This is a genomic window from Mariniflexile litorale, from assembly GCF_031128465.2.
Classification (GTDB): domain Bacteria; phylum Bacteroidota; class Bacteroidia; order Flavobacteriales; family Flavobacteriaceae; genus Mariniflexile; species Mariniflexile litorale.
In genome coordinates, this window is the sequence record NZ_CP155618.1 from 98,146 (window position 1) to 113,732 (window position 15,587).

The 15,587-nt window shown below is 32.3% G+C and carries 12 protein-coding genes; 9 read left to right on the forward strand and 3 right to left on the reverse strand.

Annotated features, from left to right (window positions below):
- Window positions 1-145 precede the first annotated feature (145 nt).
- The 4 genes from QLS71_RS00550 to QLS71_RS00565 all read left to right on the forward strand — a co-directional run bounded on the left by QLS71_RS00550 (window position 146) and on the right by QLS71_RS00565 (window position 4,092).
- Window positions 146-1,252 (forward strand): ABC transporter permease, encoded by a 1,107-nt coding sequence (locus QLS71_RS00550; protein ID WP_308992410.1) that lies wholly within the window; start codon window positions 146-148, stop codon window positions 1,250-1,252.
- Entirely contained in the window at window positions 1,253-2,374 is a 1,122-nt protein-coding gene (locus tag QLS71_RS00555; protein WP_308992409.1) for an ABC transporter permease, read from the forward strand.
- 67 nt (window positions 2,375-2,441) lie between these two features.
- Complete coding sequence (locus QLS71_RS00560) at window positions 2,442-3,899, forward strand: FAD/NAD(P)-binding oxidoreductase (protein ID WP_308992408.1); 1,458 nt, start codon at window positions 2,442-2,444, stop codon at window positions 3,897-3,899.
- A gap of 55 nt (window positions 3,900-3,954) precedes the next feature.
- Window positions 3,955-4,092, forward strand: a complete 138-nt coding sequence (locus QLS71_RS00565) for a hypothetical protein (RefSeq protein ID WP_308992407.1) — start codon at window positions 3,955-3,957, stop codon at window positions 4,090-4,092.
- Between the two features lie 83 nt (window positions 4,093-4,175).
- Here QLS71_RS00565 and QLS71_RS00570 read toward each other — a convergent pair whose 3' ends face one another.
- Complete coding sequence (locus QLS71_RS00570) at window positions 4,176-5,174, reverse strand: metal-dependent hydrolase (RefSeq protein WP_308992406.1); 999 nt, start codon at window positions 5,172-5,174, stop codon at window positions 4,176-4,178.
- A 136-nt stretch (window positions 5,175-5,310) separates the two neighbouring features.
- On the opposite strand from QLS71_RS00570, the gene QLS71_RS00575 reads away from it, so the two are divergent.
- The 5 genes from QLS71_RS00575 to QLS71_RS00595 all read left to right on the forward strand — a co-directional run bounded on the left by QLS71_RS00575 (window position 5,311) and on the right by QLS71_RS00595 (window position 11,593).
- Window positions 5,311-6,618: a TolC family protein gene (locus QLS71_RS00575; RefSeq protein ID WP_308992405.1), complete on the forward strand. Its 1,308-nt coding sequence runs from the start codon at window positions 5,311-5,313 to the stop codon at window positions 6,616-6,618.
- Window positions 6,619-6,626: 8 nt separating this feature from the next.
- Complete coding sequence (locus tag QLS71_RS00580) at window positions 6,627-7,748, forward strand: efflux RND transporter periplasmic adaptor subunit (protein ID WP_308992404.1); 1,122 nt, start codon at window positions 6,627-6,629, stop codon at window positions 7,746-7,748.
- Window positions 7,749-7,878: 130 nt separating this feature from the next.
- A complete protein-coding gene (locus QLS71_RS00585) occupies window positions 7,879-11,073 on the forward strand; it encodes an efflux RND transporter permease subunit (protein WP_308992403.1) in 3,195 nt (1,064 codons plus the stop codon).
- 11 nt (window positions 11,074-11,084) lie between these two features.
- Window positions 11,085-11,390 carry a hypothetical protein gene (locus QLS71_RS00590; protein WP_308992402.1) on the forward strand — a complete coding sequence of 102 codons (306 nt, stop codon included), beginning with the start codon at window positions 11,085-11,087 and terminating at the stop codon, window positions 11,388-11,390.
- A 17-nt stretch (window positions 11,391-11,407) separates the two neighbouring features.
- Window positions 11,408-11,593 carry a DUF2892 domain-containing protein gene (locus QLS71_RS00595; protein WP_308992401.1) on the forward strand — a complete coding sequence of 62 codons (186 nt, stop codon included), beginning with the start codon at window positions 11,408-11,410 and terminating at the stop codon, window positions 11,591-11,593.
- 158 nt (window positions 11,594-11,751) lie between these two features.
- Here QLS71_RS00595 and QLS71_RS00600 read toward each other — a convergent pair whose 3' ends face one another.
- Together QLS71_RS00600 and QLS71_RS00605 are read right to left on the reverse strand one after the other, a co-directional pair.
- Window positions 11,752-13,857, reverse strand: a complete 2,106-nt coding sequence (locus QLS71_RS00600; RefSeq protein WP_308992400.1) for a glycoside hydrolase family 3 C-terminal domain-containing protein — start codon at window positions 13,855-13,857, stop codon at window positions 11,752-11,754.
- 71 nt (window positions 13,858-13,928) lie between these two features.
- Window positions 13,929-15,389, reverse strand: a complete 1,461-nt coding sequence (locus tag QLS71_RS00605) for a sulfatase (protein WP_308992399.1) — start codon at window positions 15,387-15,389, stop codon at window positions 13,929-13,931.
- Between the last annotated feature and the right edge of the window lie 198 nt (window positions 15,390-15,587).

The window sequence follows — 15,587 nt, forward strand, 5'->3', positions numbered from 1 at the left end:
CCCGCAGATTTCACAGATCTACCCAGAAAAAAGTAAGAATAACTGTTAAAATAAACTGTGGTTATTTGCGAAATCAGTAAGAAACCAAACAGAGTAACAAACAAAAAAATCTGCGGTAATCAGCGAAATCTGCGGGAAATAAAAAATGAAAAGATTCATAGGCTTCATAAAAAAAGAATTCTACCACATTTTTAGAGATAGACGCTCGTTGTTTATACTCTTCGGAATGCCAATAGCACAAATTATGCTATTTGGTTTCGCGATTACCAATGAAATAAACAATGTAGATATTGCAGTTTTAGATCATTCTAAAGATGCAACAACAAAAGAAATTATTAATAAGATTTCAACTTCAAAATACTTTAGTATCAATCAATTCATTGACAGAGAAGCAGATATTGAAACTATTTTCAAAAAAGGAAAAGTAAAAGCAGTTTTAAATTTCGAGGAAGGTTTTAGTAAAAACTTAATTAAAAACAACAAAGCAACTATCCAAATTATTACAGATGCAACAGATCCAAATACTGCAAATACGATAAGTAATTATGTCAACGCCATTCTTCAACAGTATCAAAAAGGATTGAATAAACACATCACCATTGCCTATCAAATTGTACCAGAAACAAGAATGGTTTATAATCCAGAATTAAAAAGTGTATACATGTTTGTTCCTGGCGTTATGACTATTATTTTAATGTTAGTTTCCGCAATGATGACCTCCATTTCTATTACAAGAGAAAAAGAATTAGGAACCATGGAAATCCTTTTGGTATCACCAATAAAACCAATTCAAGTTATTATTGGTAAAGTATTTCCGTATATTTTTCTATCTATTATAAACGCCATTGTCATTGTTGTTTTAAGCATATTTATATTTAAAATGCCAGTTCAAGGAAGCTTGTTTTTATTAGCTTTTGAAAGTGTTTTATTCATAATTACAGCATTAGCTTTAGGTATTTTAATCTCAACAATTTCTGCGACACAACAAACAGCCATGATGATTTCTTTAATGGGATTAATGCTACCAGTAATTCTATTATCAGGTTTTATTTTTCCAATCTCAAGCATGCCTTTACCATTGCAAGTGATTAGTAACATCATTCCTGCAAAATGGTTTATCATCATCATAAAAGGGATTATGCTAAAAGGTGTAGGATTGCAATATTTATGGAAAGAAACCTTGATTTTAGTCGGAATGACTATCTTTTTTATTGGATTAAGTGTAAAGAAATATAAAATTAGACTAGAATAAATGAAAATAATTTTATACATCATACAAAAGGAGTTCAAGCAAATATTTAGAAATAAAGGCATGCTTCCTATCATTTTTGTTTTACCATTATTACAGCTTGTTATATTATCGAATGCTGCTACATTTGAAGTAAAAAATATCAAATTTGGTTATATTGATAATGATCATACATCAACATCTAGAGCGTTAGTTGAAAAATTTAATGCATCTACTTATTTTAATGTTTTAACAGATTTTCCTTCCGAAGCATTAGCAAATTCTTCGATGTTAAAAGGAGAAGTGGATGTGCTTTTACAAATTCCACACTATTTTGAACGCGATTTACAAAAAGAAAAACATAACAATTTAGGCGTAACAATAAATGCGATTGATGGCGCAGCAGCAGGTGTTGAAAATGTATATATCACACAAATTGTACAACGCTTTAATCAAAACATAAAAGTAGATATATTGCAAGTTTCAGATAAACAAATACAACCAATTGCTATAGAGACTATTCCATTATTTTGGTATAATAAAACTTTAAATTATAAAACCTTTATGGTTCCTGGCATACTGGTTTTACTAGTAACCATGATTACGCTCTTCCTTTCAGGAATGAATATTGTCCGCGAAAAAGAAATTGGTACCCTAGAGCAAATCAACGTTACTCCAATAAAAAAAAGTCAGTTTATTATTGGAAAACTTTTTCCGTTTTGGGTTATAGGAATGGGTTTACTAACTGTTGGCTTAATTTTAGCAAAAGTCATTTTTAATATTCCAATAATTGGGAGTTTACCACTCTTATATTTATACACATCTATTTATATTTTAGTGATTTTAGGAATCGGTTTATTCATTTCCAATTTTACAAACACACAACAACAAGCCATGTTTATAGCTTGGTTTTTTACTGTTATTTTTATTTTAATGAGTGGTTTATTTACACCTATAGAAAGTATGCCAAAATGGGCGCAAACCATAACAGAATTTAATCCAATAAAATATTTTGTAGAAGTGATGCGTATGGTGATGCTTAAAGGTTCTGGTTTTATGGATATTCTTCCGCAGTTATTAAAAACATTGCTCTATGCTTTTATTATGAATGCTTTAGCCGTTTGGAGTTATAAAAAAACAAATTAATTGCTTGTGTAACAAAGGTAGCTGTACCTTTTCTTAGTTGAAGTTATCTTTATTAAAATTTACAATCATGTCTAAAATCGTCATTTTAGGAGCAGGTATTTCTGGTCATGTTTCAGCAGCACATTTGCGTAGAAAATTGTCTAAAAAACATGAAGTTCTGGTGGTATCTCCTAACAGCAATTACCAATGGATTCCTTCTAATATTTGGGTAGGAATTGGAAGGATGAAGTCTGAAAAAATATTGTTTCCATTAGCTCCTTTATACAAAAAAAAAGGAATTGGTTATAAACAAGCAAAAGCGATTTCATTTTTTCCTGAAGGAGATAAAAATGAAACAAAACCATATGTTTTAGCCGAATATGTAGCAGGAAAGAACAAAGGGGAGCAAGAAAAAATAACCTACGATTATTTAATTAATGCAACAGGGCCAAAACTAAATTTTGAAGCAACTCAAGGTTTAGTTCCTGGAGAAAACAAGACCTATTCTGTTTGTACTTATACACATGCAGGTCAAGCGTGGAAAGGTTTGAATGAAGTCATTCAAAAGATGAAAGCTAGCAAAAAAGCTAAAATTTTAATTGGTACCGGTCATGCAAAGTCAACCTGTCAAGGTGCGGCTTTTGAGTATATATTAAATGTAGAGCAAGAATTACGTAAACATAATGTACGTGATATGGCGGAAGTCACTTGGATTTCTAACGAATATCAATTAGGCGATTTCGGAATGGATGGCATGCTATTAAGCTATGGAAGCATGACCATGAAATCTCACGAAATGGTCGAAATGATTTTTGAAGACAGAGACATTAAATGGATTCTTGGAGCTGGAGTTGAAAAAATTGAAGATGGTCTAGCACATTACGAAAATCTGGAAGGAGAGCATAAAACTGAAACCTACGATTTTGCCATGTTAATTCCTTCGTTTTCTGGTCATGGATTTAAGGCCTATGATAAAAATGAAAACGACATCACAGAAAAACTCTTTAAAGGGTTTATGATTGTGGATGCCGATTATACACCAAAACCTTATGAAGAATGGTCTGTAAAAGATTGGCCAGAAACCTATCAAAATCCGAGTTATAAAAACATTTTTGCTCCAGGAATTGCATTTGCACCTCCACATGCTATCTCAAAACCAAGAACAAGTAAAAATGGAACCGTTATTTCACCAGCCCCACCAAGAACGGGAATGCCATCTGGTATTACTGCAAAGTTGGTAGCAGATAATATTATAGATTCTATAAAAAGTGGTAAAGAGTCTTTAAACCATAAAGGATCTATGGGGAATATGGGAGCAGCTTGTATTGCTTCTGCTGGTTACGGAATAACAAAAGGTAGTGGAGTAAGTATTACAACCTATCCAATTGTTCCAGATTACGAAAAATATCCTAAAACACAAGGACGGCAATTAGGAAAAACTTTCGGAGAAATTGGTTTAGCAGGTCATTGGTTAAAGTTGGCTTTGCATTATGCCTTTATTTACAAAGCAAAAATGAAACCTTTTTGGTGGTTGATTCCTGAGTAGATTAAACGTTTGGATTATCGAATCTACAAATAAACGAATTAAAAATAATAGTAAAATGACACAAAGAATATCAAAATATCAAAGATTTAAAATGATGAATCCTATCATTCAGTTTTTCAAATTCATTTATTTAAGTATAAAAATAATGATGGTGGTAGCTGGAGGACATGGAGGCACGAGAAAAGTAAACTGATGTGGTTATCAGTTTTTTGGTTGGTTAGTAAAAAGGCACTTATAGGCAATTATAAGTGTCTTTTTCTTTTGTATGTAACGCAGTTAATTTCCTTTTATACGTTGCCATAATTCGGTTAACAGCTTTTTACCATCACGACTATCTTTAGGTGCTTCATTAAAAGTAACTTTACCAGAAGCGTCAATATCTAATCTATATTTAAAAACAAAATTTTCAGATTTTGGAGCTAAACTTAGCAAACCAAATCGTAAATCGTTAAAATAAAGCGTATCATCCTTTTTATTAATAGTGTACCAACCTTCAGAAATAGCAATCATACGTTTTACACTTTCATTTTCAACAAGATCACCTAATAATTCATGGTTTTTAGTATAGCTTTCAAAAGGGATTGGTTGGGTATCAAAAAACGAATAATTCCCAAGTAAATAAGCATCTTCAGTTTGTACATTAACACTCCAAAGGATGGTGTTTAAAGGTGAAGGTCTGGTGTCTATTTCTAAATAATCTATGTTTTGAGTTTTTAAAGCAGATTCAAATTGAATAAACGCCATCCATTTTAAAAGAAATGTAAGTATTAAATAAGAAGTACTTATTATCAAACCCATCTTATTATAGAAACGTCGCTTTTCAGAGGTGCGTTTTTGTCGCATAGCCAAAATTAAAAACACTAAAAAAGGTAACGTATAAAGAGGATCTATAACAAAAATGGTCTTAAATGCCAATCGTAAATCAAAGGGCCAAAATAATTGAGTTCCCCAAGTAGTGTGTGCATCTAAAATAGGATGTGTTACAAATGACCAAAAAAATAACCAAAACCAACTTTTAAAATTTTTAAACGTTTCATACCGCGATACTATCCAAGCCAAAATGGGTGCAAAAAGCAAAGAAAACACAATACTATGTGTGAAACCACGATGTATGGCAAGAGCAGAAACTGTATCTGTAAAATATGAAGCAAAGACATCCAAATCTGGAATCGTGCCTGCAATGGCCCCATAAAGCATCGCTTTATTTCCTGCTTTTTTGCCTAAAATAGCTTCTCCAACAGCTGCTCCTAATACAATTTGAGTCAATGAATCCATATACTTTACAAAAGTAGGCTATACAAATTAAATAACATACAATACTTTTTTATATACAGTATTTTGATAAGTAACCTTTGTTACTGACCAATAGCTTTTATCACTCTATTTTTGTTCTATCAAATTATTTAGATTAATGAAAAACACATATCTACCCATATTTTCTTTTTTATTATTGAGTCTTTCCATACAAGCACAAAAGCAAGTGGCTATATCGAAATATGAAGTCTTTTCTAGAGTTACAGACCAAAACACTTCTATTAAAATTTCTCAACAAGAATTTAATGCAGCCAAAGCAGATTACAGACAAACAAACGCTGTGTTTTTACCAAATATTACAGCAAGTCATACGGTAATAGCAACGACTAATCCTTTAATGGCTTTTGGTTCTAAATTGAATCAGGAAATTTTAACACAGAGTGATTTTAACCCTGCTTTGTTAAACAATCCTTCTCAGATTGAAAACTACGCTACAAAGTTAGAAATTCAGCAGCCATTAATCAATTTAGATGGCATTTACCAACGCAAAGCAGCCAAATCTAAAATGGAAGCCATGTCATTAAAAACAGAACGCACACAAGACTATTTAGTGTTTGAAGTAGACAAAGCTTACATGCAATTGCAATTAGCCTATAAAGCAGTAGATGTTTTAGAAAAAGCGTTAGAAGTAGCAAATGCCAACAAAAAATTAGCAGATGATAGTTTTAAACAAGGTTATTTACAACGTGCAGATGTGTTGAATGTAGAAGTACGAGTTACTGAAGTTCAAAATCAATTACAAACGGCTAAAAGTAATGTGCAAAATGCCTCTAACTATTTGTCTTTTTTAATGAATGATGAAAGCTATGTGGTGTACACACCAACCGATGAATTAACCATCGCAGCCTTTACCTTGACAGATAAATCAGTTTCAGAAAGCCGATCTGATATCAAAGCCATGCAATTAGCATCAAACGCTTATGAAGCAATGAATAAAGCTGATAAAATGACTTTTTTACCACGTTTAAACGCTTTTGGAAGTTACGAGTTATATGATGATAAAATTTTTCAAGGAGATGCAAATGGGTATTTATTTGGAGCACAACTAAGTTGGGATATTTTTCAAGGATCTAAACGTTTTGGAAAAGTTCAAAAAAGTAAAGCCGAATTTGAAAAATCGAAATTAGAATACAAACAATACGTATCTCAAAGTAATTTAGAATTAAACAAAGCAAAACGCGCTTTTTTAGATGCTGATAATACCTTAAAACTAACAACTTTAGCATTACAACAATCTGAAGAATCTTTAAGAATTAGAACCAATCGATTTAAAGAAGGTTTAGAAAAAACATCCGATTTATTAATGGCAGAAACGCAATATGCTCAAAAGCAATTGGAATACTATCAAACCATTTTCGAATACAACTATACACAAGCGTATTTACAATTTTTAACTAAAGAATAATTTTTAAGATGAAGAAATATATATTCCTATTAAGCCTAACTACAGCCTCCTTTTTTATAACAAGTTGTGGTAGCGAAGACAAAAAAGTGGTTGCAGATAATTCGCCTGCAATTCGCGTAAAAGTGCATCAAGTTACAGCAAATGGTAAAAGTCCTTTTTTGAGTGTAAGCGGTAAAATTCAATCTTCAAATAGTGCAGATTTAAGTACTAGAATGATGGGTTATGTAAACAAAGTACACGTAAATGTTGGCGATAAGGTACGTAAAGGACAATTATTAGTCTCAATTAATAATAGTGATTTACAAGCTAAAAAAGCACAAGTAAATGCTGGAATTACTGAAGCGACTGCTGCTTTTAACAATGCTCAAAAAGATTACAACCGTTTTAAAAATTTATTTGCAGATAATAGTGCATCCCAAAAAGAAATGGATGATATGACTGCTAAATTTGAAATAGCTAAAGCGCGTTTAGAAGCTGCTAATCAAATGAAAAATGAAGTTAACGCACAATTTGCTTACAGCAATATTACAGCACCTTTTAACGGAACAGTGACTAGTAAAAACGTAGAAACTGGAAATATGGCAAATCCTGGAGTGCCATTAATAAGTATTGAAACGCCTGGAAATTTTGAAGTGATGGCCATGATTCCTGAAACTGAGATTTCTGCTATTAAAAAAGGAACTACAGTTAATGTATTGGTAAAATCGATTAGCAAAACCTTGAAAGGAAAAGTAAAAGAAGTGAGTACTTCTGCTAAAAATACTGGTGGACAATATTTAGTGAAAATAGATTTAGATAAAACGGATGCCAATATTTTATCAGGCATGTTTACTACAGTTCAATTTCCTGTGGAAAGAAAAGCAACGTCATCAATGGTTTTAATTCCTACAGATGCTATTGTAACCAACGGACAATTATCTGGAGTGTATACAGTAAGCCAAAGCAATACAGCACTGTTACGTTGGTTGCGATTAGGTAGAACTTTTGGAGATCAAGTGGAAGTTTTATCTGGTTTAAATGCTGAAGAAGCATACATTGTTTCAGCTGAAGGAAAACTGTTTAATGGCGCGAAAATTATTCCATCCTCAATCCTTCCCAAAGGGAAGGAAGCCAGTGTGAAAATTAAGTGATATAAATATGCTGTAAGTACTCATTGTTGTCGGTTTGAAGAAGCTTCTTTAAACTATAAAAAAAATAAATATTAACTAAAAATAACCCATAACATTTCCCTTTCCATTGGAAAGGGTTAGGGATAGGAATATGAAAGAAGGAATCGCAGGTAAAATTGCCAAAGTCTTTATGCAGTCGAAGCTTACAGTGCTTTTAATGATTGTATTTATGGTGGTTGGTGTGTACAGTTCGTTTTTAATTCCACGTGAAGAAGAACCACAAATTGATGTGCCTATGGCAGACATTTTTGTGGGTTATCCCGGAGCAAGTCCTACGGAAGTGGAATCGCGCGTAATTAAACCTTTAGAGCAATTAATTTCGAATATTAAAGGTGTGGAATATGTGTATTCTATGTCCATGAAAGAGCAAGGAATGGTCATCGTTCAGTTTTATGTTGGCGAAGATATTGAGCGTTCTTTTGTGAAATTATACAACGAAATTAACAAGCACATGGACCAAATGCCAGCTGGTGTAACATTTCCCTTAGTGAAAACACGTGCGATTGATGATGTGCCAATGTTGGGATTAACGTTGTGGAGTGAAAATTATGACGATTACCAGTTAAACCAGATGGCTCAAGAGTTAGAAGCCGAAATTAAGAAGATAAACGACGTCGCTATTACGCATAAAATTGGTGGTAGAGATCGTCAATTACGTGTGGTTTTAGATAAAGATAAATTGGCTGGAAGCGGATTGGATTTCTTGTCGGTTTCGGAAATGATCAAATTGAATAACAGCCAATTAAGTGCTGGTAGTTTTGATAAAAATGATACTGAATTTTTAGTAAATACAGGTGCTTTTTTAGCTTCGGTTACAGATGTTGAAAATTTGGTGGTTGGTGTACAACAAAATCAGCCAATATATTTAAAACAAGTTGCAACAATAATTGATGGTCCAGAAGTACCACAAAATTATGTGAGTTTAGGTTTTGGAAAAGGTAGTGAAAAAGCATCGGAATACAGATCAGAGTATCCAGCTGTTACCATTTCAGTTGCTAAAAGAAAAGGAGCTGATGCCATGAAAATTGCAGATGTTATTATTGATAAAGTAGAACATTTACGTAGCACTCTAATTCCTGATGATGTACATGTTGAAGTGACTAGAAATTATGGTGAAACGGCATCAAATAAAGTTTCCGAGCTTCTATGGCATCTTATAGGCTCTATATTTGCAGTAACTCTAGTGGTTATGCTAGCCATGGGTTGGCGTGGTGGTTTGGTTGTGTTTTTATCAGTCCCAATTACATTTGCATTAACCTTATTGAGTTACTATATGCTCGACTACACGCTAAACCGAATCACCTTATTTGCTTTAGTATTTGTAACAGGAATTGTTGTAGATGACTCCATTATTATTGCTGAAAATATGCACAGGCATTTTAAAATGAAACGCTTGCCTTTTAAACAAGCTGCTTTATATGCCATTAACGAAGTTGGAAACCCAACCATATTAGCAACATTTACGGTTATAGCATCCGTTTTACCTATGGCTTTTGTATCTGGATTAATGGGACCGTATATGGCACCAATGCCAATTGGAGCTTCTATTGCTATGATATTATCTTTATTTGTAGCCTTAACGATTACACCTTATTTAGGTTATATTTTCTTAAGAGAAAAAGATAAAAAAGGGGTAGAAGAAAAACCAGAAAAACCTGTTGAAGAAACTTTAATTTATAGGGTTTACAACAAATTCGAACGTCCTTTATTAGAAAACAAAAAGATACGGTGGATGTTTTTAGGAGGAACATTTATCCTCTTAATGGCTACAATGGTCTTGTTTTTCACTAAATCTGTTGCTGTGAAAATGTTGCCTTTTGATAATAAAAATGAATTTCAAATCGTGATAGATATGCCTGAAGGAGCCACATTGGAACGTACAGGAGTTGTAACACAAGAAATTGCTCAGTATTTATCCACACGGCCTGAAGTAGTGAATTACCAAAATTATATTGGCACCTCTGCCCCTATTACTTTTAACGGTTTGGTACGTCATTACGATTTACGTGGTGGGAGTAATATGGCAGACATTCAAGTGAATTTATTGGATAAAGAAGAACGTAGTGCTCAAAGTCACGATATTGCTAAATTATTGCGTCCAGACATTCAAAAAATTGCTTCAAAATACCATGCGAATGTAAAATTAGTAGAAGTACCACCTGGACCACCAGTACTGTCAACCATTGTTGCCGAAATTTATGGTCCTAATTACACCGAGCAAATTAAAATTGCAAATAGTATTCAAAATATCTTAAAAAACACAGATGACGTGGTTGATATCGATTGGATGGTGGAGGCAGATCAAACCGAATATCAATTCAACATCAATAAAGAAAAAGCAATGTTATATGGCGTTGCACCACAGCAAATTGCATACACGATGAATATGGCGTTATCTAACAGAGCCATTACTAATTTGTATGATGAAAATGCTATAAATCAAGTTGGTTTGATATTGGCTTTAGATGAAAAAGAAAAATCGACTATTTCTGATATTTCGCAATTAAAAGTGAAATCAAAACAAGGAAATATGGTGCCAATTGCCGATTTAGTTGATATTAAACAAACCACTGCGGCAAAAAGTATTTACCACAAAAATCAAAAACGGGTCGTGTACGTTATGGCTGATATGGCGGGTGAATTAGAAAGTCCTGCATATGCTATACTTGGAATGGAGGAAAAACTAAAAGAAATTCCATTACCAAAAGGCTACGAGATTAACGAGATGTATTTAGGTCAACCCGATTTTGAAGATAATTACACCGTAAAATGGGATGGTGAATGGCAGATTACTTTAGAAGTATTTAGAGATTTAGGAATTGCTTTTTTAGGTGCCATTATTTTAATTTATATTTTAATTGTTGGATGGTTTCAAAACTTCAAAGCACCAATAGTTATGATGGTTGCAATACCATTATCATTAATCGGAATTATTTTAGGTCACTGGATTATGGGCGCTTTTTTTACAGCAACTTCTTTTATTGGAATGATTGCGTTAGCAGGAATTATGGTTAGAAATTCAGTATTACTTATCGACTTTATCAATTTAAGAACAGCTGAAGGTGTACCATTAAAACAAGCCGCTATTGAAGCAGGTGCAGTACGTACAACTCCTATTTTATTAACAGCAGGAACCGTTGTTATTGGAGCATTCGTGATATTATTTGATCCCATATTTCAAGGGTTAGCCATTTCGTTAATGGGAGGGACAATTGTTTCAACCATATTAACATTGTTGGTTGTGCCCCTTGTGTATTACATGATAGAAAAGAAAAATCATAAATAAAAACTAATAAAATGAAATTAGTCATAGTTACAGCAGTAGAACAGTTTCAGAAAGATGTTTTGAAATTATTTAAGAATGCAAATATTGAAAATTTTAGTAGTTCAGATATTGATGGATACAAAAACGGATCCTCTCTATTAATGACTTCTAATTGGTTTTCTTCAGGAAAAGGAGGTAATGAGTCTAGCTTGTTCTTTTCTTTTACAGATGATGAAAACATTGATGATTTATTTAATTTAATAAAAGAATTTAACAAAAATTTAGAAACGAACAATCCAATAAAAGCCGTGGTTGTTCCTATTGAAAAATTTATATAAACTTAAAATCAATTAAAATGTTAAACACATATTTTAGAATTATTGTAGGTACCATGGTATTATTGAGTGTGGTACTTACCGTTTATGTAAACCAAAACTGGATGTGGTTTACTGTATTTATTGGTATAAATTTAATCCAGTCTGCATTTACAAAATGGTGTCTATTGGAAACGATTTTAATAAAATTGGGTGTAAAACATTAAAAATCTAATTTTGCTTGTAAATACCATGGAATCCATTCAAAACATCCTAAAAGAAAGTAAAAATTTAAAAATTCACTTATAAGGTTGGATTTAATAGTTTTTAAAACTATGGGATTTTTACATTTAAAACACCTACCTTGTCTTTTAAAGAAGAATTATTATTTCATCTTTACAATTGTATTAAGTTTAATTTCTTTAGAAGAAGAACCTACTTGAATTCTAAATTTTCCGGATTCTGCTTTCCATTGTTTAGTATTAATATCCCAAAAAGAGAAAGAGCGATTATTTAATACAATTTCTATCTGTTTTGATTCTCCAGGCTGGAGATAAACTTTTAAAAACCCTTTTAACTCCTTCTCAGGTCTTGGCACACTAGAATCGATATCAGATACATAAACTTGTACAACTTCAGATCCTGCAACCTTACTTGTGTTTTTTACTTCAAAAGATACTATAACCTCATTATCTGATGTAAATGATTGGGGAGTAACATGTAACTTTTTATAAGAAAAATTAGAATACGACAAACCATGTCCAAAAGGGAATAATGGCTCAACCTTTTTGGAATCATACCAGCGATAACCAACAAAAACACCTTCATTATAATTTACATCATAAACAGGGTGTTCGTGTTCTGGTGTTGGGTCGGTTACCTCTTCTCCAGTTGGAAGATAAGGGTATCCTAAAGTATTTTCAAAATGTTTTTCAATAGAAATAGGTAATTTACCGGAAGGATTTGTTTTTCCAGAAAGAATCTCTGCTAATGCCACATTTCCAATTTGACCAGGATACCATCCATATATTATAGCTGCAACTTTATCAGCCCAATTTGTCATTTTAATACCAGACCCCGAATTTACAATAACAATAGTATTTTTATTTGCTTCTACTATTTTAAGAATTTGATTTTCATCTTCTTCTGGCAGATTAAATGGTCTATCAGAACCTTCTTCATCAAAAGTTCCAATACTAGCTAATACAATATCCGCTTGTTTTAATTCATCTATACTTGGTTTTTCTTTATACTCTATTTGGTTACCAAATTCAGTTTTAAGGGCGTCTAATAAAACAACATTATTATAACCTTTTACATAAGCAGCACCTCCACCTCTTGCAAATTTAGCAGCATATTTTCCTGTAATAAGTATTTTATGATTTTTGGCTTTTGATAGAGGAAGAATTGCATTTGAATTTTTTAATAAAATAGTTCCTTCTCTTGCTGTATTTAATGCTACTAGTTCATGAGCATCATAATTAACGTCTCCATTCATTTTTGTGCTATTATAAATTCCCATAGCAAAACAAGTTCTTAAAATACTTTTTGCCATTCGATCTATATCAGATTCGAGCACTTTTCCTTGGTCAATTTTTTCTTTAATTCCTTTTAATGAAGTAGCCCAAGGCATTTCTAAATCAAGTCCAGATTTTGAAACCTTTTCTCCATCATAAACAGACCACCAATCACTCATAACAAGCCATTTAAAACCTAAATCCTTTTTGAGTAATTTGTTTATTACATAATGACTCTGACCCGTCCATTCTCCATTAATTTGGTTATAAGCAGTCATAACAGCTAAGGCGCCAGCGTCAATTCCTGCTTCAAATGCAGGCATATATATTTCCTGTAAAGCACGTTCATCCACTATCGAATTACTTCTTCGACGTTTAAACTCTGTTTGATTACCAAGAAAGTGCTTTAAAGTAGCTATCGTACCAGTACTTTGAAGACCTTTAACATAGTTCTCAATCATTCGAGCTGCAAGAAAAGGATCTTCTCCAAAATATTCAAAATTTCTTCCATTCTGTGAAATACGATATATATTCATCCCAGGACCTAATAAAACACGTATGTTTCCTGCACGACATTCTTCTCCTATACTTTTTGCGTAATCATGCGAAAGTTGAGGATTCCATGTTGAGGCGAGCAAAATTGGAGCAGGAAATGCAGTTGATTTCTCTATACCTACCCCCCATTTAACTTTACCTTTTTCATCCCAAGCTAATCGCACTCCCTGAGTTGCATCTGCTGTAATTACAGGTGGAATATTAAGCCGCTTTATACCTCTTATTAACATATCGTCTCCTGCTATTAATTCTATTTTTTCGTCCAGAGTCATTTGTTGCAAGATTTCGTTTGCTTTTTTATCTGCTTCTTCAAAATTTAACGTAGTATTAAACGGTTTAATGGTTTGACAATAGCTATTAAAAACCATTAAACCTAATATTAATAGGAGTGGCATTTTTATTGTTATATTTCTTATCATTTTTTATTTAATTGTGAGTTATAAAATCACTTTTTTTGATTTTATAACAGATTGATATCTACTGTTTATTCTTAAATTTTTCCGATCGGTCTGTTTTCTTTTCCTTTTACATTTGTTAATGCATCTCCTAGTTTAATTCTCATATCATCGGCAAGGGATTTAATCACCTCAACTACTTCTGGGTTTTCAACTGCTACATTCGTAGTTTCACTTATATCTATAGATAAATTATAAAGCTCTATATCATCCATAATTTTATATTCGTAATTAACAGGGTATCCATTTTCACCTCCTAGGCGACTATTCAAAGTGCGATACCTATGAGGAAAATACATTTTCCAGTTTTTATACCTTACTCCATGAAGCTCATTTGTATGATAATAAAAATAATAAGCTTCTTGTGGACTTACAGTAGACTCTCCTGTCCAAATATTCCATACACTTTTTCCATCAATGATACTTTTAGGAAGTGAAGATTTTGTTATTTCAGCAATAGTTGGTAAAATATCAATATTCATTATTGGGATGTTAATAGTTCTCCCTAATTTAATTTTTTTTGGATAGTATATAATACAAGGTTCTCTATGTCCTCCTTCTAATGAGGTGCCTTTTCCTTCTCTAAAGGGATAAGCAGAACCTGCATGGTCTCCATAACTTAACCACGGACCATTATCTGAAGTAAAAATGACTATTGTATTTTCCTCAAGATTATTTTCTTTTAATGTTTTTAATATTTGACCTACAGACCAATCTATTTCCATAATCACATCACCATACAACCCTCTTTTTGATTTTCCTTTAAACTTGTCTGAAACATACAATGGAACATGGGGTTGTGGATGGGCTATATATAAGAAAAAAGGATCCTTTTTATTCTTCTTAATAAAGTCAATACTTCTTTCTGTAATTTGAGTTGTAAGTAAAGATTGATTGGTCAATGTATCAATAATCGTATTATTATCATATAAAGGAAGTGGGCCATAATTAGACCCTGCCCCTTGATCTGGGTGAAATGGCCACATATCATTAGAATAAGGAATACCAAAATACTCATCAAAACCCTGATTGTTAGGCATGAACATAGAATGATCTCCCAAATGCCATTTTCCAAAAATACCGGTATGATAACCAGCTGCTTTCAACATTTCGGCTATAGTGATTTCTGATAAACTTAACCCTATTTTACTATTAGGAGGATATGCACCATGTACACCAACTCGATTAGGATAACACCCCGTAAGGAGGGCAGCTCTAGATGCTGAACAGATTGGTTGTGCCGTATAATAATCAGTTAATCGGATGCCATTTTTAGCCATTTTATCTAAATGAGGTGTTTCAATATTTGGAGATCCGTAACACCCTAAATCTTCATACCCTTGATCGTCTGTTAAAATGATAATTACATTGGGTTTATCATCCTTTATTTTTTTTTCCCTTTCTAAAAATTGATGATGTTTACAAGAAATAATACTCAATAAAAAAGAGAAAATACATAATACTCTTTTTTTTCTACCTACTAATATTAAGTTCAAATTTGTCACTACCAAGCGAAACAATGTCAATAAAACTAGATTTGTTGTTCTCATAATCTTTGATAATTCTTAGCCTATATAAACTTTTATACAATAGTTTATATTTTAGTAAAACTAAATCGATTTAGTGACATTAAAAAATAAATATTTGATTTTTATGAATTCTTTATCTAAGATGAATAAAACTTATTAATATAA